Source organism: Nonomuraea sp. N2-4H (assembly GCF_045291505.1).
Lineage (GTDB): Bacteria > Actinomycetota > Actinomycetes > Streptosporangiales > Streptosporangiaceae > Nonomuraea > Nonomuraea fastidiosa.
The window spans coordinates 5,039,919-5,058,273 of the sequence record NZ_CP147987.1; the positions used below are offsets into that span (position 1 = coordinate 5,039,919).

The following is an 18,355-nucleotide window of genomic DNA, read 5'->3' on the forward strand; positions in this document are numbered from 1 at the left end:
GAGATAAAGCACACTTTTCGTCTCTTGGACGATAAAAATCGGGGCGTACTAGGCTGGTCGCGTGGCACAACTGCGCATTGCCCTGGCACAGACCAATCCGACCGTGGGCGACCTGAGCGCCAACGCCGACCGGCTCATCTCGTGGACTCGCGAGGCCGCCGGACGCGGGGCCCATCTCGTCGTCTTCACCGAGATGTTCCTCACCGGCTATCCGGTGGAGGACCTGGTGCTGCGCACGTCCTTCGTGGAGGCCAGCATCAGGACGCTTGACGAGGTGGCGCGCAGGCTCGCCGACGAGGGCCTCGGCGAGCTGCCGGTCGTGGTCGGCTACGTCGACCGCGCCAACCTCGCCCCCAGGGTCGGGCAGCCCAAGGGCGCCCCGCTCGACGCCGCCGCGCTGCTGCACAGGGGCGAGGTGGTCACCAGGACCGCCAAGCACCACCTGCCCAACTACGGCGTGTTCGACGAATACCGCTACTTCGTGCGCGGCGACCGGCTGCCCATCTTCCGGCTGCACGGCGTCGACGTGGCCATCGCGGTGTGCGAGGACCTCTGGCAGGAGGGCGGCCCCGTGGCCGTCGTGGGCCAGGCGGGCGCCGGGCTGCTCATCTCGCCGAACGCCTCGCCGTACGAGAAGGAGAAGGACGACGTACGGCTGGAGCTGTGCGCGCGGCGCGCCCGCGAGGCCGGCTGCGCGCTCGTCTACGTCAACCAGGTCGGCGGGCAGGACGAGCTGGTCTTCGACGGCGACTCCATCGTGGTCGACGCCTCCGGCGAGCTGGTGGCGCGGGCCGGGCAGTTCCAGGAGGAGCTGCTGATCGTCGACCTCGACGACCTGCCGGTGTCCGACGCCGAGCCCGGGACGTACCCGTACGACGCGGGCGACGGCTCCACCATCACGGTCGAGCGCCTGGTGCTGTCGGACGAGCCCGTCGCCCCCTACCCGGCGCAGCAGGCCACGATCGCGCCGCGCCTCGACACGCACGCCGAGGTCTACGCGGCGCTGGTGCTCGCGGTCCGCGACTACGTGGCCAAGAACGGCTTCGACTCCGTCATACTCGGCCTGTCCGGCGGCATCGACTCCGCGCTGACCGCCACCATCGCCTCCGACGCCATCGGCCCCTCGCGGGTCCACGTCGTCCTCATGCCCTCCCGCTACTCCTCCGACCACTCGCTGACCGACGCGCAGGAGCTGGTCCGCAGGCAGGGCGTCCACTCCCGGGTGGTGCCGATCGCCGAGATCGTCAACGCGTACGAGAAGGAGATCGAGCTGTCCGGCCTGGCCGCCGAGAACCTTCAGGCGCGGGTGCGGGGCATGCTGCTCATGGGGCTGTCCAACCAGCACGGCCACCTGGTGCTCACCACCGGCAACAAGAGCGAGCTGGCCACCGGCTACTCCACACTCTACGGCGACTCGGCCGGCGGCTTCGCGCCCATCAAGGACGTCCCGAAGACGATGGTGTGGGAGCTGGCCAAGTGGCGCAACGCCAACACGCTCCCCGGCTTCCTGCTCGACGCCGAGCGGCCCATCCCCGAGAACTCCATCACCAAGGAGCCGAGCGCCGAGCTGCGTCCCGACCAGCGCGACACCGACTCGCTGCCGCCGTACGAGGTGCTCGACCGGCTGCTCGACGACTACGTGGAGAAGGACATGGGCTCGCAGGAGCTCATCGCGGCCGGGCACGACCCCGACCTGGTGGCGCGGGTGATCCGGCTGGTGGACCTGGCGGAGTACAAGCGGCGGCAGTACCCGCCCGGCCCCAAGATCACGCCGAAGAACTTCGGGCGCGACCGCCGCCTCCCGATCACCAACCGCTGGCGCGAGACCACCTGACTCCGTTCGCGTGCAAGGCCCCGGCTTTCGTTGAGCCGGGGCTTTTTCGCGTACGGGTCGCTTCACCACGGAATCCGGCGCCCGGCACCCTCACCCGGAACGCGTAGGGGAACCTAGAGCGCGGGAGAGCCGCCTGGGGAACCCCGAGCGTGAGAGAGCCGCCTGGGGAACCCAGAGCGCGGGAGGACCTCCTAGCGGACCCGGAATGTGGGTCTCCTGAGGGCGGAATTGTCGGTGGCGCCTGGCAGGGTCTTCCCGTGGCTCAACCTCTCAAGGAAATGATCAACCTCGGGTCGGTGTCGGCGCTGGCCGACGGTCTGGCCGCGGCCTGGGCGCCGTTCCCGCGCGACCGGTTCGTCGCGCGGGCGGTCCACGGGCTCGACGGGCTGGAGCTGAAGGCCCGGGTCTCCCACGTCGCCGCCGCGCTCGGCGAGGCGCTGCCGCTCCCCTACCCGCACGCCGCCGAGGTCGTCCGCGAGGCGGCCACGCGGGTGCGGCTCGACATGTGGAGCGGCTGGCCCGTCACCGAGCACACCGCCGTCCACGGCCTCGACCACCTCGGCGACGCGATGCGGACACTGGCCGTGCTCACGCCGTACGCGACGGGCGAGTTCGCCGTACGCCCCCTGCTCGAGCGTCACCGCGAAGACGCCCTCAAGATCATGTACGGGTGGGCGGAGTCACCCGACGAGCACCTGCGCCGCCTGGCCTCCGAGGGCTCGCGTCCCCGGCTGCCGTGGGCGACCCGGGTGTCCTGGCTGATGACGCCAGGCCCCACTCTGCCCCTGCTCGACCGGCTGCGCGACGACCCGAGCGAATACGTCCGCCGCTCGGTCGCCAACCACGTCAACGACCTGGCCGAAGACCATCCCGAGGTGGCGCTGCGCCTGCTCGGGCGGTGGCGTGCCGACGGCGGCTCCCACGTGGAGCGGGTGCTGCGTCATGCCGTACGCGGCCTGCTGCGCGCCGGCCACCCCGAGGCCCTGGCCCTGGTGGGCGCGACCCCGGGCAGCGGCTCTGTGGAGGACGTGGCGCTGGAGAGCGACACGGTGGCGGTGGGCGGCAAACTGGCCTTCGCGGTCACGGTGACGGCGGGCGCGGCGGGGCCGGTGGTGCTGAAGTACGCGATCAGGCGCACGGGTTCGCGCCGGGTGTTCCACCTCGGACAGCGCGAGGCCGCCGACGCCGGGGCGCGGTTCACCGTACGCAAGAACCACTCGTTCCGCCCGGTCACCACCCGCGACGAGCCACCGGGAGCCAGAGAGCTCGACGTCATCGTCAACGGCCGCGTAGCCGCCACCGTCCCCTTCACCCTCACCTCGTGACCAGAGGTCCCGCCAAGCTCCCCGCTCCCCGCCTCCCGATGACCGCCATGCTCCCCGCTCCCCCGCCTCCCGATGACCGGCAGGCGAGACGACGGCCCTCAGGAAATAGCCGGACGCGCACCCACCCGGGCAGCACCGGCACGCGCGACGCCGGTCCCGGCGACACCGGCGCAGGCGACAACGGCCCGCGCAGCTCGGGTTCGGACGCAAGCCGCCAGTCGTCACCCAGGCCAATGGGCGCTGCCCGCGCGCGTAAGCGGGCGGGGCGCAGACGCAGGGGTAAGGCTTCGGCTTCAGGCAGGCCGGAGTCACAAGCGCAGGAAGAGGCCGTCGGCGGCGGGTGGCCTGGATGACCGGCGCGTGGACAAGACAGCATCGAGCGGCCCGGGTCACGGGCGCATGGGCAGGACGCCGGTTTCGAGCGGGCCAGGGCTACAGCTGCAGGGACAAGGCGTCGGCTTCGGGGAGGCCGGTGCGGGCGGCGAGGCGGCGGCGGGCGCGGACCTGGGCGCTCGTCCGCGGCCGGGGCTTGGGCTGCCGTCCGCATCCGCAGGGCTCGAAGCCGTCGTAGCGCAGGCCCGCCTCCAGCACCGCTTCGACGGCGCGCCACCGGCGCTCGTCGCCACGGCGAGGCGCGGCGAAGTCGTGCCCGGCGTAGCGCATCGGGCGCGCGCAGCGGGGACAGCGTGGTTCCTGCCGTCGCCTGGGCTGCTTGAAGCTGCGGCGGCACGGCACGCACACGTAGTGGACCTTGTAGTCGACAAACGCGTAGGTGCACATGATTCCGCCAGCCTAACGCGCAGGCGATCATCCGCGCGGGCACCGGGCGCTCGGTCAAGCCCGGCCGGAAGTCCGGGTGGCCCGGACAGGGCGCTTAGGCAGGCCGGCCACGAAGCGCTCGTGCAGCCCGGCCACGAGGCGGTCGCGCGGCCGGGGCGCGAAGTGCTTGTGCGGCGCGGTCGCGAGGCGCTCGTGCAGGCCGGCCACGAAGCGCTAGTGCTGCCCGGCCGCGAGGCGCTCGTGCAGGCCGGCCACGAGACGCCTGCGACGAAGGGGGCGCTCAGGGGGTGTCTTCGGGGAGGCGGGCTGCGATGCCGTCGAGGATCAGGTTGAGGCCGAGCAGGAAGTGGGTGTCGAAGTCGGCGTCATCCACCCTGGCCTGGTGGCCGAGCTCGGCCTCGTGCGCGAGCAGGTGATCGGTCACGCGGGCGCGGAGTTCGGCGTCGGCGGCGGGCGTGCGGACGGTGGCCCACCAGGTGTTCTCGGAGGCGACGAAGCCGTACAGGTAGGAGGAGAGCGTGCCGATCGCGGCGGTGAGCTCGGGCGGGCGCAGGCCCTCGCGGGCGAGCGCGCCGTAGACGGCGCGGGAACCGGCGAGCGCGTTCGGGCCGAGCAGGGGGCGGGTGGCGATGAGGGCGGGCATCCACGGGTGGCGGCGCATGACGGCCCTGCTGCGGGTGAGGTGCCCGGTCAGGATCTCGCGCCACGTGCCGTCCGCCGAGGGTTCGCCGATCTCGCTGAAGACCTCGTCGAGTGCGAGGTCGAGGACGTCTTCCTTGCTCCGTACGTACTCGTAAAGGGACATCGTGCCGGCCTGCAGGCGGGCGGCGAGGGCGCGCATGGAGAACCCGGTCACGCCCTCGGCGTCGAGCAGCCCGACGGCGGCGGTGACGATGCGCTCGCGGGACAGGCGAGGGCGGCGCGGGCGGGCGTCCTCGCGGAACCAGATGGACTCCGGCATCTCCCTCCTTCCGTGCACTGTACGGAAATCCGTACAGGTAGCTTAAGCCGCCCGCTGAGGTTCAGACGGAAGGGAAGTGACGTCATGGACTGGGATCGCGAGCATGCCCTGCTGGCCCTGCGGCTCAATCGGCTCATGACCGGCGGCGCGACGGGCACCGCGCTCATCTACGACGGCCCTGCCGAGTGGAGCGAGCAGGTCGCGAACGAGCCGCCCGCGACGGCGGGCGCGCTGAAGGAGGAGGCGGAGCGGCTGCTGGAGCGGGCACCGGACGCCTACGCGGCCGCCCAGGTACGGGCGATGCGCGCGGCCGCGGGTCACCTGGACGGTGAGCGGCGTCCGCTGGCCGAGTACGCGAGCGAGTGCCTCGGCATGGAGGTCCGGTGGGTGCCCGAGGAGGTGTTCGAGCAGGCGCACGACGAGCTGGACCGGGCGCTGCCGAAGACACGGGGTTCACTGGAGGAGCGGTGGCGGGCCTGGCCGGCGGCGTACACGCTGGACCCGATCGAGCGGCTGCCCGAGTTCGCAGAGCCGGCGGTGGCCGAGACGCGGGCGCGGACGAACGCCCGTATCGTGCCGCTGCCGGATGACGAGGTGGTCGAGTGCCGGCTGGTGCAGGGCGTGACGTACCACGGCGCGGGCTCATACGAGGGCGGGCACAAGTCGACGATTCACATCAACAACGACATTCCATTCAACCTGGCCGACCTGCTGTATCTCGTCGCCCACGAGGGTCATCCCGGGCACATCGCCGAGTCGATGCTGAAGGGCGAGAAGGTGCGGTTCATGCTGTCGCCGTCGTTCGCGCTCAGCGAGGGTCTCGGGCTGGTGGCCGAGGAGGTGATCTTCCCGGGGAACGAGGCCCGCGACTGGCTGAACGCGAACATCCTGCCCAAGGTGGGGCTGGAGCCGATCGACGCCGATCTGGCGGCCGTGCACCACGCGAAGAACGTGCTGTGGGGCGTCTGGGGGAACGTCGCGCTGATGGCGGACGAGGGGCGCGGCGAGGCGGAGCTGACCGGCTACCTGCGGCGCTGGGCGCTCGCCGGCGAGGAGGAGGCCGCGGCCGCGCTGGGCATCCTCCGGCCGTCGCCGATGAGTCCGTACATCTTCGGGTATTTCCACGGATGGGAGCTGGTGCGCCGCTGGGTCACCGAGCCTGAGCGGGTCACCGCGCCTGACCAGCCCACCGGTCCTGAGCGGGTCACCGCGCCTGAGCGGGCCACTGCGCATCAGCGGGGTACCGGGTCTGAGCGCGTGCGGCGGCTGATCACCGAACGGCTGATCCCCGCCGACCTCACCTGACCCGCAACGGACATCAGCCGGAGTCGCCCTGCGCCGACCGCCGGGCGATGAGCTGCTCCAAGCCGTCGAGCAGCAGGTCGAGGCCGAAGGTGAAGTCGGCGTCGTCGATCCACCCGGTGGCGCCGCGCATGACACCGCTGCGCATCGCGGCCGACAGCGCCGGGTACGCATCGGGGTCGAGCAGCTCGGCGAGCAGCTCGCCGTAGTCGGCCGCGCCCTCGACACCGTCCTGGTCAAAGCCGGGGAACCCGGTCTCGGCGGAAGGCGAGCTGACGCTGGCCTTGCAGGACCCCGACCACCTGCGCCGCGCCCTGGACGCGCTGCACCGGGCCGGCGTCGCGGTCGAGCGCGTACGGCTGCGCACCCCCACTCTGGACGACGTCTTCATCGAGCTGACGGCGGCGGCATGAAAGCGCTCATCGCACCCGGGATCAGCGCCGCCGGAGACCTGCGCCGCCTGGTGCTCCGCGACCTGCGCCGCGAACTGCGCGTGCTCGACGGCCTCATCATCAGCACGGCCATGCCCGTGATGATCATGGTTCTCTTCGTGTACGTGTTCGGCGGCGCGATCACCACCGGATCGAGCGGCCTCGCCTACATCGACTTCGTGGTGCCCGCCGTGCTGGTCATGTCCGGCGGTTACGGGGCCGCGCTCACCGCCGTGGCGATGTGCGAGGACATGACGGCCGGCATGATCGACCGCTTCCGCACCCTGCCGATCGGCGGCTGGGTGGTGCCCGCGGGGCACGTGGTGGCCTCGGTGATCCGCAACGTGGGCGCATCGGCCATCGCGCTGGCCGTGGCGCTGCTGCTCGGGTTCCGCCCGGACGCCTCGCTCGCCGGCTGGGCACTGACGCTGGCCCTGGTGACGGGTCACGTGCTGGCGGTGTCGGCGCTGGCGGCCGTGTGGGGGCTGCTGGTCAGGTCGACGCAGGCGGCGGGCGCGTTCAGCTTCGTGGTGTTGTTCCTGCCGTACGTGTCGGACGGTGTCGTGCCCGCCGAGACGATGCCGGGCGTGCTGCGGGACTTCGCCGCCGCGCAGCCGTACACGCCGATCGTCGCGGCCCTGCGAGGGCTGCTCCTGGACATGCCCGTGGGGGCGTCGGGCACGGTGGCGGCGGCGTGGCTGGCGGGCGCGGTGGCGCTGGGCGTGCCGGCGGCTGCGCTGTTGTTCCGCCGCAGGACGGCCGGCCGTTGAGCCGGCCTGAACGCCGGGACGGTCAGGGGGCCAGGCCGTCGAGGATCGCGTCGACGACGCGCGCCCCCACGTCGGGGTCGAGGCCGAGGCCGAGGCCCGGCCCCCACTTGTTCAGGTACATCATCGTGCCCTGGATCATGGCGAGCGCCAGGTGCGGGTCGAGGTCGCTTCTGAGCTCGCCGGTGGCGATGCCGCGCTCGATGACGCCGAGCACGGCCTTCCTGCGCGGCTCGATGGCGCGTTTGACGAAGCGCTCCATCAGGCGCGGGTAGCGGTCGGCCTCGCTCATCGCGATGTTCATGACGCGGCGGTTGCGGGTGTCGGCGTCGCTGCTCATGCTGTCGACCAGCGCGATGAGATCGTCGCGTACGGACGAGCCGGGCAGCGGCGGCACGGGCCGCTTGAGCGTGGACAGCGCGTCGGCGACCAGCTCTTCCTTGTTGGCCCAGCGCCGGTAGATGGTGGTCTTGCCGACCCCCGCCCGCGCCGCGATCGCCTCGATGCTCAGCTCGGATACGCCCATGCCCTCGGCGATCAGGTCAAGGGTCGCCTCGATGATCGCCTTCTCGGCCTTCTCACTGCGCGGACGGCCCGCGGGGCGGGCGGTCACTGTCTGCTGGTTCGACATCGCGGCCTCACCATACATCTCCGGCGCGGACGGCATCCGCACCATGCCGCCACAGGGGCTCGGAGGCGGCGCGGACGCCTCCTCCCGTGCGCTCCCGTGATGAACGGTATGTGCCCACCGGCATGGCCGTCACCCTCTCGACGACGACAGCACCGGCTCCCTCTTTTCAGCGTGCTTGGCGTTGCGTTGCTTCCCCGGCATCCACCGGGCCACCGCGAAGATGCCGGCCAGAGTGATCGCGGCCGAGACCAGCGCGGTGACGTGCATGCCGTCGATGAAGGCGGTGAACGCCGGCTGGATGAGCGCCTGTCCGCGAGCGCCCAGCTCCTGGGCCACGCCCATCGTGGCCATGATGGACTCGCCCGCGGCGTGCTGGGCACCGGCGGGCAGCCCGGCGAGCGCGGGCGCGATCTCGCCGCGGTAGCTGGACGACAGCACCGAGCCGAGCACGGCCACGCCGAGCGCGCCGGCGACCTGGCGGACGGTGTTGCTCATGGCCGAGCCGACGCCGGCCTTCTCCCTGGGCAGCGACTCCATGATGGCGGTGGTGGCCGGCGGCATGATGTTGGCCATCGCGGCGCCCTGCACGAAGAAGACGATCTCGATCAGCACGATCGGGGTGTTCTGGTCCATCAGGGCGTAGCTACCGAGCGCGAACGTGATCAGGATCATGCTCAGGGTGGCCGACAGCTTGGCTCCCAGACGCTGCGTCACCCGCTGGCTGAGCGGGGCGAAGATGAGCTGCGCCGCCGCGAACGGGATCATCAGCGCGCCCGCCTGCACCGGCGTGTAGCCCAGCACGATCTGCAGGTAGAACGTCAAGAAGAACATCCCGCCCATCATCGCGAAGAAGACGATGCCCATCATGCCGATGGCCGAGCTGAAGCGGATGTCGGCGAAGCTGCGCACATCGAAGACCGGGTGGTCGATGCGCCGCTCCCACCACACGAAGACGCCCAGCACCGCCAGCCCGAACAGGGTCGGGACGAGCACCTCGGCGCCGGCGAACGTGGCCAGCTCGCCGCCGCGGATGATGCCGTACACGACGGCCACGAGCCCGATGATCGACAGCACCACGCCGACGGGGTCGAGCTTGGACGGCTTGGGGTCGCGCGACTCCGGCACGAGGGTCGTGATGAGGATGGTGGCGACGATCACGATCGGCACGTTGACGAGGAAGACCGACCCCCACCAGAAGTGCTCGATGAGCAGGCCGCCGGTGATGGGACCGATCGCGACGGCGAGGCCCACGCCGGCCGCCCACACGCCGATCGCCCTTCCTCGCTCACCCGGCGGGAACACGTTGGAGATGATCGCCAAGGTGGCCGGCATGATGGCCGCGCCGCCGATGCCCATCGCCGCCCTGGCCAGGATCAGCTGGGTCGGGTCCTGGGCGTAGGCGCTGGCCAGCGAGGACAGGCCGAACAGCACCATGCCGATGATCAGCATGCGCTTGCGGCCCGTCCTGTCGCCGATCACGCCGAAGGTGAACAGCAACCCGGCGAACACCAGCGTGTAGGAATTGATGGCCCACTCCAGCTCGCTCTGGGTGGCGCCGAGGCCGGCGGTCTCGTCGGCGATGGTCTTCATCGCGACGTTCAAGATGGTGTTGTCCAGCACGACCGCCAGCAGGCTGAACACCAGGACACCGAGGATGCCCCATCGGCGCGGATGTCCCGTCATCGGATCCATTGGCACAGTTCCTTAATTTCGATACGACCAAGTTTCGCAACGCGACCGTATCGCTTGGTATTCCGATACGCAACGGTCTCGTTTCGTAACTCCGCGGTGAACGGAGGCGCTCAGCACGCCGAACGATGCGGTGAAGCCGCAGGTCAGCGCCACAAAAGGGCGCGGCCGGGGTTCGCGCGAACCCCGGCCGCGGCGACGAGCGTGAGACGGCTCACATCGGATCGGACTCCGCCGCGCCGGCCTTCCCGGCGGCAGGAGCCGCACCCGTCTTCCCAGCGGCAGGAGCCGCGCCGGCCTCCCCGGCCGCGGGAACGGCCGCCGCCTTCTCGACGGGCGCATCCATGGCGGCATCCACCGGCGGCTCCGCGGCGGGCGTCCAGGAGCGCTCGGCCGGTCGGCGGCGCCAGAACGGCAGCGCGACCAGCACCATGGCCACACCGGTCAGCCCGGCCACCGCGAAGGCCCAGGACGGCCCCGTACCGTCGATGACGGAGCCCGCGATGGGCGCGGAGACGGCGCCGCCGATCAGCAGCGCCGTGCCGTGCAGGCCCATCGCCTCGCCCCTGGCCGCGCTCGGCACCCACCGGCTGATCGCGTCGACCGTGGACGACAGCGACGGCGCGCACAGGATGCCGGACGGCAGCAGCGCCAGCACCAGCCAGTGCCAGCCGCCGCCGACCAGGCCGACGGGGATGGTCAGCGCCCCCATGCCGCCGATCAGCAGCAGCGGCGAGAAGCCCCGCGACAGGCCGCCGTAGATGAGGCCGCCGACGAGCGAGTAGCAGCTCCAGATGGCGACCGCGAGGCCCACCCACTCGGTCTGGCCCGCCTCGTTCATGGTGGCGACCAGGGACAGCTCGGTCGCGGTGAGCACGAACGTGGCGGCGGCGATCGTGCCGAGCAGCGCCGCGAACCCGGGTGTGAGCCACTGCCGCCGCGGCACCTTCACGCCCTGCTCGTTGTCCTCCTCCTCGGACCTGATGGGCGGGTTGAGCAGGATCATCCCCAGCCCCGCGATCGTCATGCCGGCGCCGATGGCCAGCATGGTCGCCGTGCTGCCCGCCGTGGTCAGGCCCGCGACGGCCAGCGCGGGACCCACCATGTAGGACAGCTCGACAAGTACGGAGTCGAGCGCGAAACCGCTGCGCCGCTGCTCGACCGGCACCATCGCGGCCAGGCACTGCCGGGTCACGCTGAACACCGGCATGGCGAGCAGCCCCGCCAGCCCCGCCGCGACGACCAGCGCGGGGAACGGCAGCGCCCACGCGCACGACCAGAAAGCCGCCTGGGCCAGGGTGGTGACGATGAGCACGGGACGCAGCCCGTGACGATCGACGAACCTGCCCGACAGCGGGGACCCGACCGCCATGCCGATCGTGTTGACCGCGGTGATCACCCCGGCCTTGCCGTACCCGAGGTCGAGTGTGTTGGCGACGTGGAGCGTCAGCGTCATCGCGGTGGCCGTGGTCGGCACCCGCGCGAGCAGCCCCACCAGGAGCAGCGTGGGCACGCCGGGGATCTTCAGCAGTCTTCGGTAAGGGTCGAGAGCCATGTACGTTCGTTACCTCCGCACCGATTGTGGCAAAGCCCTCCGACGTTTTCGCCACCGGTTTTCCGCGTGCCATCATCAAGAGAGTCCGGGGACGCACCAGGGCGCCTCGAGACGTTTCTGGAGGGTTGTCACATGTCCTCTTCAACCACCCCATCCACCTCTTCAACGACGCTGTACGGCGGCGCGTCCGGACGCCGCGTCACCGTCCGCGACCTCGCCGCCGCCAAGGAGCGCGGAGAGCGGTGGCCCATGGTCACCGCCTACGACGCCATGACGGCCAAGGTGTTCGACGCCGCCGGCATCCCCGTCCTGCTGGTGGGCGACTCGGCGGCGATGGTCGTCTACGGCTACGACTCCACGCTGCCGGTCACCGTCGGCGACCTGCTGCCACTCACGGCGGCCGTGGTACGCGGCTCGTCGCGGGCGCTCGTGGTGGCCGACCTGCCGTTCGGCTCGTACCAGGGCTCGCCGCAGCAGGCGCTGGAGTCGGCGGCCAGGTTCATGAAGGAGGCGGGGGCGCACGCGGTCAAGCTGGAGGGCGGCCGCCGGGTGCTGCCGCAGGTCGAGACGCTGGTCTCGGCCGGTGTGCCGGTGATGGCGCACCTCGGGCTGACCCCGCAGTCGGTCAACGTGATGGGCGGCTACCGCGTCCAGGGGCGCGGCCAGGCGGGTGCCGAGCTGATGGCGGACGCCAAGGACCTGGAGCGGGCCGGGGCGTTCGCGGTGGTGCTCGAATGCGTGCCCGCCGACCTCGCGCAGCGGGTGACGACCTCGCTGGCGATCCCCACGATCGGGATCGGCGCGGGGGCGGCGACGGACGCGCAGGTGCTGGTCTGGCAGGACCTCATGGGGCTGACGCCGCGCCCGGCCAAGTTCGTCAAGCGGTACGCCGACCTCGGGGCCGAGCTGGACCGGGCGGTGCGGGCGTTCGCCGACGACGTGGTCTCGGGCGCCTTCCCGGCGCCCGAGCACACCTACGGCTGACTCCCGGAGACGAGCGTGGCGGGGTCGGTGTTGGCTCCGCACACCACCACCGCCACGCGCTCGCCCGGCTCGGGCCGGTACGCGCCCGACAGCAGCGCCGCGTAGGCGGCCGCACCGGCGTGCTCGGCCGCCACCCGGTGGCGCTCCCAGAGCGTACGCCGGGCCGCGACGATCGCCTCGTCGCTCACCAGCACGCTCTCCACCCGGGGGCCGGACAGGATCTCGAACGCGAGCCCGCCGATCATGCTGGCCCCCAGCGCGTCGGCCGCCATGCCGCCGACCTCCACCTGCACCCGCTCGCCCGCCCGCAGCGCCGCGTTGAGCGTGGGGATGCGCTCGGGCTCGACGGCCACGATGCGCGGCCCTGACACCGACGTGCCCAGCGTGACGCCGGCCGCGAAGCCGCCGCCGCCCACGGCCACCAGCACGGTGTCGACGCCGCCCGTCTGCTCGATCAGCTCGAGCCCGGCCGTGCCCTGCCCGGCCACCACCTCGGGCTGGTCGTAGGCGTGCACGGACAGCGCGCCGGTCTCGGCGGCCCGCTTGGCCGCGGCCTCGGCCGCCTCGGCGTAGATGGCGCCCGTCTGCGTGATGCGCGCGCCCAGCCGCTCCAGCCCGGCCACCTTCACCGGGCTGGTCACCGTAGGGACGAAGATCTCCGCCCGCACGCCGAGCGCCCGCGCGGCGAACGCCACCGCGAGCCCGTGGTTGCCGCCGCTGGCCGCGATCACCCCGGCAGCGGGCAGGTCACCCGCGGACATGATGCGGTTGAAGGCCCCGCGCACCTTGAAGGACCCGCTGTGCTGCAGCTGCTCCAGCTTCAGCCAGAGCCGCGGCGCGACCTCGATCACGGGTGTGCGCAGGACATGCCCGGAGATCCGGGCGGCCGCCGCCGTCACATCGTCATAGGTGACTGTGGTCACGTCTCCCCCTCAGATCGTCGCGATCCAGGCTATGCCAGCGCTCGCGCGAGATCCGCCCACAGATCCTCGGGGTGCTCGATGCCGACGGCGACGCGGACCGTGCCCTCGCCGATGCCGCAGCGGCGCAGCTCCTCGGCGCTGAGCGCACGGTGCGAGGTGGTCGCCGGGTGCAGGACCAGCGTCTCCACGCCGCCCAGCGAGGGGGCGAGCAGCGCCAGGCGTACGGAGCTCATGAACCGCTCCCCCGCCTCCCGCCCGCCGGCCAGGTCGAACGAGAACACGCCACCGCACCCGGACAGCAGCTTGCCCGCCAGCTCATGCGAGGGGTGCGAGGCCAGCCCCGGATAGTGCACGGCGGTGACCGCCGGGTGCTCCTGAAGCCTGGTCGCCAGGTGAAGGGCGTTGGAGCAGTGGCGTTCCATGCGCAGCGCCAGCGTCTGCATGCCGCGCAGCGTGAGCCAGGCGGCGAACGGGTCGGGCGAGGCGCCCAGCTCGATCGCGAAGTGCCAGACCCGCTCGTACAGGGCGGCGTCGGCGAAGACCGCGATGCCGCCCACGATGTCGCTGTGGCCGCCCAGGTACTTGGTCGAGGAGTGGACCACGATGTCGGCCCCGTGCTCGATCGGCCGGCACAGCAGCGGCGAGGCGAACGTGTTGTCCACCACCGACAGGATGCCCAGCTCGCGGGCCACCGCGCACATGCCGGGCAGGTCGGCCACCAGCGTCATGGGGTTGCTGATGGTCTCCAGGTAGACGAGCCTGGTCTGCGGCCGTACGGCGGCGCGCAGCGCGGCGGGGTCGTTCTCCGCCACGTACGTGACCTCGATGCCGAACCTGTCGATCAGCTCGTTGAGCATGGCGGCGGTGCCGCCGTACAGCGAGTTCTGGGCCACCAGGTGATCGCCGGGCTTGAGCAGGCCGAGCAGCACGGTGTTGATGGCGCCCATGCCGGAGCCGGTGGCCACGGCGGCCGCGCCGCCCTCCAGGCCGGCCACGGCCTGCTCGAGCGAGCGCACGGTGGGGTTGCTGTAGCGCCCGTAGACGAACGACTTGTCGGGGTGGCCCATCGACTCGGCCATCACGGCCGGGTCGTCGAAGGAGAACCCCGAGGTCTGGTAGATCGGCACGGCGATGGGGCGGCTGCCCTCGATGGGGACGTGCGGCACGTGCACGGTCCTGGTCTCCGGCCGCGTTTCGGACGACATCTCGGATGTAGCGCCGGATAGTGCGTGGGACTGCGCCTCGGGGCGGAAATCGTTCATACCAGCAGGATCCCTTGTCGGCCGTCCACATGGCAGACCCGGGTACCGAGATGTGGAACACGCTGGGCCCGCCGTCTCTTTCGCGAGCGGTGAACACCCGGCCTGCGCTGGGCCTCCGCCGACGCGGCGGCGGCGCGGGCTCCCGCGGTCTGCGAGGGTGGAGGGCATGCAGACGACGTTCGCACTCGTGCACAGCCCCTCCGTCGGCCCCTCGACGTGGGCGCCCGTGGCCGAGGCATTGGAGCGGCGCGGGCACGCGGCCGTGGTGCCCGACCTGACCGGAATCAGCGCGGGCGGCGCCCCCTATTGGCCGCGCGTGGTCGAGGCCGTACGCGCCGAGCTGGCGGCGAGCGCGCCCGAAGGGCCGGTCGTGCTGGTCGCGCACAGCAACGCCGGGTTCTTCCTCCCCGTGATCAAGGAAGGGCTCGGCGACCGGGTCGTGGCCTGCGTGTTCGCCGACGCGCACGTGCCGCCCGCCGACGGGCTGATCACGACGGCCGAGGAGGAGTTCCTGCCGTTCCTGCGCGACCTGGCCGGCCCCGACGGCGTGCTGCCGCGCTGGACCGACTGGTGGGACGAGGAGGACGTCGTGGCCATGCTGCCCGACCCGGCCGTGCGCGTCCGCGTGGCCGGCGAGCAGCCCCGCCTGCCGCTCGACTACTACACCCAGCCCGTCCCCGTCCCCGCCGGGTGGGACGAGGTCAGGTGCTCGTGCCTGTGGTTCAGCCCCGGCTACGCGGACGCCGCCGAGCGCGCGGCCCAGCGCGGCTGGCCCGTGACCCGGCTGCCCGGCCTCCACCTGCACCAGCTCATCGACCCCGAGGGCGTCGCCGGCGCGCTGCTCGGCTTGTCCAGGAAGTCGTGAATTCTTCACTGCCGTCCGCGGCCGCGCTTCGCGACAGTGGAGCGCATGACAGCGATCGACGTACGCGGGCTGCGCAAGAGCCATCAGGGATTCGAGGCGGTGAAGGGCATCTCGTTCGAGGTGGCGGAGGGGGAGATCTTCGCGCTCCTCGGCAGGAACGGCGCGGGCAAGACCACCACGGTGGAGGTGCTGGCCGGCTTCCAGCGGGCCGACGCGGGCACCGTACGCGTGCTCGGCCTCGATCCCTGGGCCGACCGCGCGGCCGTACGCGGGCGCACCGGCGTGATGCTGCAGGAGGCCGGGTTCTTCCCTGACCTGACCGTCGCCCAGACCATCGACACCTGGCGCGACTTCACCTCCGCGCCCCGCCCCCGGGACGAGGCGCTGGAGCTGGCGGGCCTGACCGCCAAGGCCGGCACCCGCGTCCGCCAGCTCTCCGGCGGCGAGAAGCGCAGGCTCGACCTGGCGCTCGCCCTGCTCGGCCGCCCCGACCTGCTCTTCCTCGACGAGCCCACCGCCGGTATGGACCCCGAGGCGCGCGCCGCCACCTGGGCCGTCGTCCGCGACCTGGCCAGGCAGGGCACCACGATCCTGCTGACCACCCACTACCTCGACGAGGCGCAGCGCCTGGCGTCCAGGCTGGCCATCATGGACGCCGGCCGCGTCGTGGCGGGCGGCGACATGGCCGAGACGCTGGCGGCGCACGCCGGCAAGGTCTCGTTCCGTATGCCCGCGCACATACCGCCCGGCGATCTTCCGCTGCCCGTCACGGTCGAGCACGGGCGGGCCGTCTGCCGCGCCGAGGACCCCGACCTGGCCGCGCAGACCCTGCTGACCTGGGCCGCGGCGCGCGGGCTGCGCCTTGAGGGCCTGGAGGTACGCCCCGCCACCCTGGAAGACCTGTTCATGGAGAGCGCGACGCTCACCACCGCCGCCACGGAGAGCACGGAGCAGCCGCGATGAGCACGGCCCCCGCCAACGAAGGAACCGCGATGAGCACGACCGCCGCCATGGAGGAGTCGCGATGAGCCTGGCCGCCACCTACCGCCTCGGCACCCGCCTGTTCTGGAGCGACCGTGTCAACCTGTTCGCGTCGGTGATCACGCCGGTCGGCCTGACCATCGGCATCCCCACCCTGCTCCGGCAGGTGACGCCTGCGGACAACGCCGTCCACGTCTTCCAGGGCCTGCTCGCGCTGGTCCTGTCGATCACCGCGTTCATGAGCGTCACCGTGACGCTGACCGCGCGCCGCGACCGGCTCGTGCTCAAGCGGCTGCGGGCGAGCGAGCTGACCGACTGGCAGATCCTGACGGGCCAGATCGCCGGCGCGGCCACGCAGTCCATCGTCATCGTCCTGCTGTGCACGGTGGCCGTGCGGCTCACCGCCGGCATCCCGCTGCCTGCCCACCCGGTGGCGTTCATCGTCGCGACGCTCGCCGGGTCCGCCGCGATGGCGCTGCTCGGAGCGGCGTTCACGGCGCTCGTCCCCCGCGCCGAGCTGGCCTCCGTCTACACCATGCCGGTCTTCATGATCTGTACGGCCGCGACGGGCGGGATGGGGCCGATCCCGCTGCCCGGCCGGCTGCAGGCGGCTTTGGACCTGCTGCCGACCAGCGCCGCCGTGCACGCCATCAGGACCGGCGAGCTGATCGTGCCGCTGCTCGGCATCGCCGCCTGGACGGCGCTCGGGCTGGTCGCGCTGCGGCTCTGGTTCCGCTGGGAACCGCGCAGGTCGTAAGGTCTTCGGCGTGCTTCACTCCGCCGCCCAACGGTTGGCGAGCTGGCTCATCACCGCCGTCGCCTGCGCCTACTCGGCGATCTCGCTCACCTACTTCCCATGGGGCGTGGGGTACGGCCTGTCGGCCGCCGCCTGCATGCTCGCCGTGATCGCGGCGCACTACGTGAACATGCGGGCCGGGCTGCGCGGCGAGCGCCCGCCCCTCCACCCGCTGCCGCTGGTGCTGCAGGCCGTGATCACCTATCTGCCCGACGTGCTGCTGCCCGCCGGCTGGTCGGCGGTGACGGCGCCGCTGCTGGCCGGGACGCTGCTGGTGTTCCTGCCGCTGCCGTGGGGCTGCGCGCTGATCGTCGTCATGATGCTGTACGAGGGCAGCGTGCTCTGGGCCGGCGCCGGGCTCTTCGTCGTCACCGCGTTCTACGTCATGACCGTGCCGACCACGGGGGCCATGACGTACGCGCTGGTCCGGCTCACCCGGGTGACCGCCGAGCTGCAGCAGGCCAGGGCCGAGCTGGCGGACGCCGCCGTGCTCAAGGAGCGGCTGCGGATCTCCCGCGACCTGCACGACGGGCTGGGCCGCAGCCTCACCGCCATCGCGCTCAAGGGCGACCTGGCCGCCCGCCTCATCGAACGCGACCCGTCCGCCGCCCGCACCGAGGTCGGCGAGCTGGTGCAGGTGGCCAGGGAGGCGGCCCAGGACGTCCGCCAGGTGGCGCGCGGCTACCGGGCGATGTCGCTGTCCGGAGAGGTGGACCGTGCGGCGGCGCTGCTGGAATCGTCGGGGGTGAGCGTGCAGGTGCACCTCGCCGACGCGACGCCGCCGCCGAAGTCGGAGGAGGCGCTGGCGTGGGCGGTACGCGAGGGCGTCACGAACGTGCTCCGCCACAGCCGCGCCACGACCTGCACGATCACCACGTCCGTACACGGTGCGAGGGTCCGCCTGGAGATCGCCAACGACGGCGTGCCGACGGAGACCGCCGCCGGGTCCGCTGCCACGACCGGACCCGGCACGGCGGGCGGCGGTCTGACGGGGCTCGCGGAGCGCGCCGCCCAGGCCGGCGGCACCTGCACCGCCACCCGCACGGACGGCGGTTTCGTCTTGGCGATGGAGGTGAGCGCGTGACCCGCCACGCGCCCGCACGAGGCGCAACGTCCGCCGCCCGGCCGCCCGCCCGCGGTCGGCGCGGCCGGGGCGGTGCGGACGGGCACACCGCCCCACCGCCCATCGGCCGGCCGCACGGCCGGGTCGCGGCAGGCGGGCACGCCGTCCGGCCGGTCCCGGCGGGCGGGTCGCGGTGAACCGACAGG

General features: G+C 72.3%; 18 protein-coding genes. 10 read left to right on the forward strand and 8 right to left on the reverse strand.

The window, feature by feature from the left end; all coding sequences use genetic code 11:
• Window positions 1-61 precede the first annotated feature (61 nt).
• Both WBK31_RS23210 and WBK31_RS23215 read left to right on the forward strand, forming a co-directional pair.
• Window positions 62-1,834, forward strand: a complete 1,773-nt coding sequence (locus WBK31_RS23210) for an NAD+ synthase (RefSeq protein ID WP_364055455.1) — start codon at window positions 62-64, stop codon at window positions 1,832-1,834.
• Window positions 1,835-2,091: 257 nt separating this feature from the next.
• Window positions 2,092-3,159, forward strand: coding sequence for a DNA alkylation repair protein (locus tag WBK31_RS23215; RefSeq protein ID WP_406673119.1), 1,068 nt, complete (start codon window positions 2,092-2,094; stop codon window positions 3,157-3,159).
• A 432-nt stretch (window positions 3,160-3,591) separates the two neighbouring features.
• Here the strand turns inward: WBK31_RS23215 and WBK31_RS23220 are convergent, their stop codons facing one another.
• A complete protein-coding gene (locus tag WBK31_RS23220; protein WP_364055461.1) occupies window positions 3,592-3,939 on the reverse strand; it encodes a hypothetical protein in 348 nt (115 codons plus the stop codon).
• Window positions 3,940-4,219: 280 nt separating this feature from the next.
• Window positions 4,220-4,900, reverse strand: a complete 681-nt coding sequence (locus WBK31_RS23225) for a TetR/AcrR family transcriptional regulator C-terminal domain-containing protein (RefSeq protein ID WP_364055464.1) — start codon at window positions 4,898-4,900, stop codon at window positions 4,220-4,222.
• Window positions 4,901-4,984: 84 nt separating this feature from the next.
• Between WBK31_RS23225 and WBK31_RS23230 the strand changes: the two genes are divergently transcribed.
• Window positions 4,985-6,205: a hypothetical protein gene (locus tag WBK31_RS23230; RefSeq protein WP_406673120.1), complete on the forward strand. Its 1,221-nt coding sequence runs from the start codon at window positions 4,985-4,987 to the stop codon at window positions 6,203-6,205.
• A gap of 13 nt (window positions 6,206-6,218) precedes the next feature.
• On the opposite strand, the gene WBK31_RS23235 is transcribed toward WBK31_RS23230, so the two are convergent.
• On the reverse strand, window positions 6,219-6,350 hold the full coding sequence (locus WBK31_RS23235; protein WP_406673121.1) for a hypothetical protein: 132 nt from the start codon (window positions 6,348-6,350) through the stop codon (window positions 6,219-6,221).
• Window positions 6,351-6,486: 136 nt separating this feature from the next.
• Here WBK31_RS23235 and WBK31_RS23240 point away from each other — a divergent pair, with 136 nt between their 5' ends.
• Both WBK31_RS23240 and WBK31_RS23245 read left to right on the forward strand, forming a co-directional pair.
• The gene (locus WBK31_RS23240; RefSeq protein ID WP_364055473.1) at window positions 6,487-6,615 is read left to right on the forward strand and encodes a hypothetical protein; all 129 of its coding nucleotides are present in this window, start codon (window positions 6,487-6,489) and stop codon (window positions 6,613-6,615) included.
• Window positions 6,612-7,403, forward strand: coding sequence for an ABC transporter permease (locus tag WBK31_RS23245; protein ID WP_364055476.1), 792 nt, complete (start codon window positions 6,612-6,614; stop codon window positions 7,401-7,403). Before WBK31_RS23240 ends, WBK31_RS23245 begins: the two co-directional genes overlap by 4 nt.
• A 22-nt stretch (window positions 7,404-7,425) precedes the next feature.
• Here WBK31_RS23245 and WBK31_RS23250 read toward each other — a convergent pair whose 3' ends face one another.
• From WBK31_RS23250 to WBK31_RS23260, 3 genes are all read right to left on the reverse strand, one after another.
• On the reverse strand, window positions 7,426-8,031 hold the full coding sequence (locus WBK31_RS23250; RefSeq protein ID WP_364055479.1) for a TetR/AcrR family transcriptional regulator: 606 nt from the start codon (window positions 8,029-8,031) through the stop codon (window positions 7,426-7,428).
• Between the two features lie 129 nt (window positions 8,032-8,160).
• Window positions 8,161-9,723 carry an MFS transporter gene (locus WBK31_RS23255; protein WP_364055482.1) on the reverse strand — a complete coding sequence of 521 codons (1,563 nt, stop codon included), beginning with the start codon at window positions 9,721-9,723 and terminating at the stop codon, window positions 8,161-8,163.
• A 211-nt stretch (window positions 9,724-9,934) separates the two neighbouring features.
• A complete protein-coding gene (locus tag WBK31_RS23260; protein WP_406673122.1) occupies window positions 9,935-11,275 on the reverse strand; it encodes an MFS transporter in 1,341 nt (446 codons plus the stop codon).
• A gap of 132 nt (window positions 11,276-11,407) precedes the next feature.
• Here WBK31_RS23260 and panB point away from each other — a divergent pair, with 132 nt between their 5' ends.
• A complete protein-coding gene (gene panB, locus WBK31_RS23265) occupies window positions 11,408-12,259 on the forward strand; it encodes a 3-methyl-2-oxobutanoate hydroxymethyltransferase (RefSeq protein WP_364055488.1) in 852 nt (283 codons plus the stop codon).
• Here panB and WBK31_RS23270 read toward each other — a convergent pair.
• A complete protein-coding gene (locus WBK31_RS23270) occupies window positions 12,250-13,182 on the reverse strand; it encodes a serine/threonine dehydratase (RefSeq protein WP_378787582.1) in 933 nt (310 codons plus the stop codon). The genes panB and WBK31_RS23270 overlap by 10 nt on opposite strands.
• 29 nt (window positions 13,183-13,211) lie before the next feature.
• Window positions 13,212-14,387, reverse strand: coding sequence for an aminotransferase class I/II-fold pyridoxal phosphate-dependent enzyme (locus WBK31_RS23275; RefSeq protein WP_364055494.1), 1,176 nt, complete (start codon window positions 14,385-14,387; stop codon window positions 13,212-13,214).
• Between the two features lie 223 nt (window positions 14,388-14,610).
• Here WBK31_RS23275 and WBK31_RS23280 point away from each other — a divergent pair, with 223 nt between their 5' ends.
• The 4 genes from WBK31_RS23280 (at window position 14,611) to WBK31_RS23295 (ending at window position 18,170) form a co-directional block, all read left to right on the forward strand.
• The gene (locus WBK31_RS23280; RefSeq protein ID WP_364055497.1) at window positions 14,611-15,309 is read left to right on the forward strand and encodes an alpha/beta hydrolase; all 699 of its coding nucleotides are present in this window, start codon (window positions 14,611-14,613) and stop codon (window positions 15,307-15,309) included.
• A 45-nt stretch (window positions 15,310-15,354) separates the two neighbouring features.
• Window positions 15,355-16,272 (forward strand): ABC transporter ATP-binding protein, encoded by a 918-nt coding sequence (locus WBK31_RS23285; RefSeq protein ID WP_364055500.1) that lies wholly within the window; start codon window positions 15,355-15,357, stop codon window positions 16,270-16,272.
• A 61-nt stretch (window positions 16,273-16,333) separates the two neighbouring features.
• Window positions 16,334-17,047 (forward strand): ABC transporter permease, encoded by a 714-nt coding sequence (locus WBK31_RS23290; protein ID WP_364055502.1) that lies wholly within the window; start codon window positions 16,334-16,336, stop codon window positions 17,045-17,047.
• 10 nt (window positions 17,048-17,057) lie between these two features.
• Window positions 17,058-18,170, forward strand: coding sequence for a histidine kinase (locus tag WBK31_RS23295; RefSeq protein WP_364055505.1), 1,113 nt, complete (start codon window positions 17,058-17,060; stop codon window positions 18,168-18,170).
• Window positions 18,171-18,355 lie beyond the last annotated feature (185 nt).

Coding starts and splice junctions, on each gene's coding strand:
- WBK31_RS23220 (WP_364055461.1), bottom strand. CDS start 3,939: ATGTGCACCTACGCGTTTGTCGACTACAAGGTCCACTACGTGTGCGTG.
- WBK31_RS23225 (WP_364055464.1), bottom strand. CDS start 4,900: ATGCCGGAGTCCATCTGGTTCCGCGAGGACGCCCGCCCGCGCCGCCCT.
- WBK31_RS23230 (WP_406673120.1), top strand. CDS start 4,985: ATGGACTGGGATCGCGAGCATGCCCTGCTGGCCCTGCGGCTCAATCGG.
- WBK31_RS23235 (WP_406673121.1), bottom strand. CDS start 6,350: ATGCGCAGCGGTGTCATGCGCGGCGCCACCGGGTGGATCGACGACGCC.
- WBK31_RS23245 (WP_364055476.1), top strand. CDS start 6,612: ATGAAAGCGCTCATCGCACCCGGGATCAGCGCCGCCGGAGACCTGCGC.
- WBK31_RS23250 (WP_364055479.1), bottom strand. CDS start 8,031: ATGTCGAACCAGCAGACAGTGACCGCCCGCCCCGCGGGCCGTCCGCGC.
- WBK31_RS23255 (WP_364055482.1), bottom strand. CDS start 9,723: ATGGATCCGATGACGGGACATCCGCGCCGATGGGGCATCCTCGGTGTC.
- WBK31_RS23260 (WP_406673122.1), bottom strand. CDS start 11,275: ATGGCTCTCGACCCTTACCGAAGACTGCTGAAGATCCCCGGCGTGCCC.
- panB (WP_364055488.1), top strand. CDS start 11,408: ATGTCCTCTTCAACCACCCCATCCACCTCTTCAACGACGCTGTACGGC.
- WBK31_RS23275 (WP_364055494.1), bottom strand. CDS start 14,387: ATGTCGTCCGAAACGCGGCCGGAGACCAGGACCGTGCACGTGCCGCAC.
- WBK31_RS23280 (WP_364055497.1), top strand. CDS start 14,611: ATGCAGACGACGTTCGCACTCGTGCACAGCCCCTCCGTCGGCCCCTCG.
- WBK31_RS23285 (WP_364055500.1), top strand. CDS start 15,355: ATGACAGCGATCGACGTACGCGGGCTGCGCAAGAGCCATCAGGGATTC.
- WBK31_RS23290 (WP_364055502.1), top strand. CDS start 16,334: ATGAGCCTGGCCGCCACCTACCGCCTCGGCACCCGCCTGTTCTGGAGC.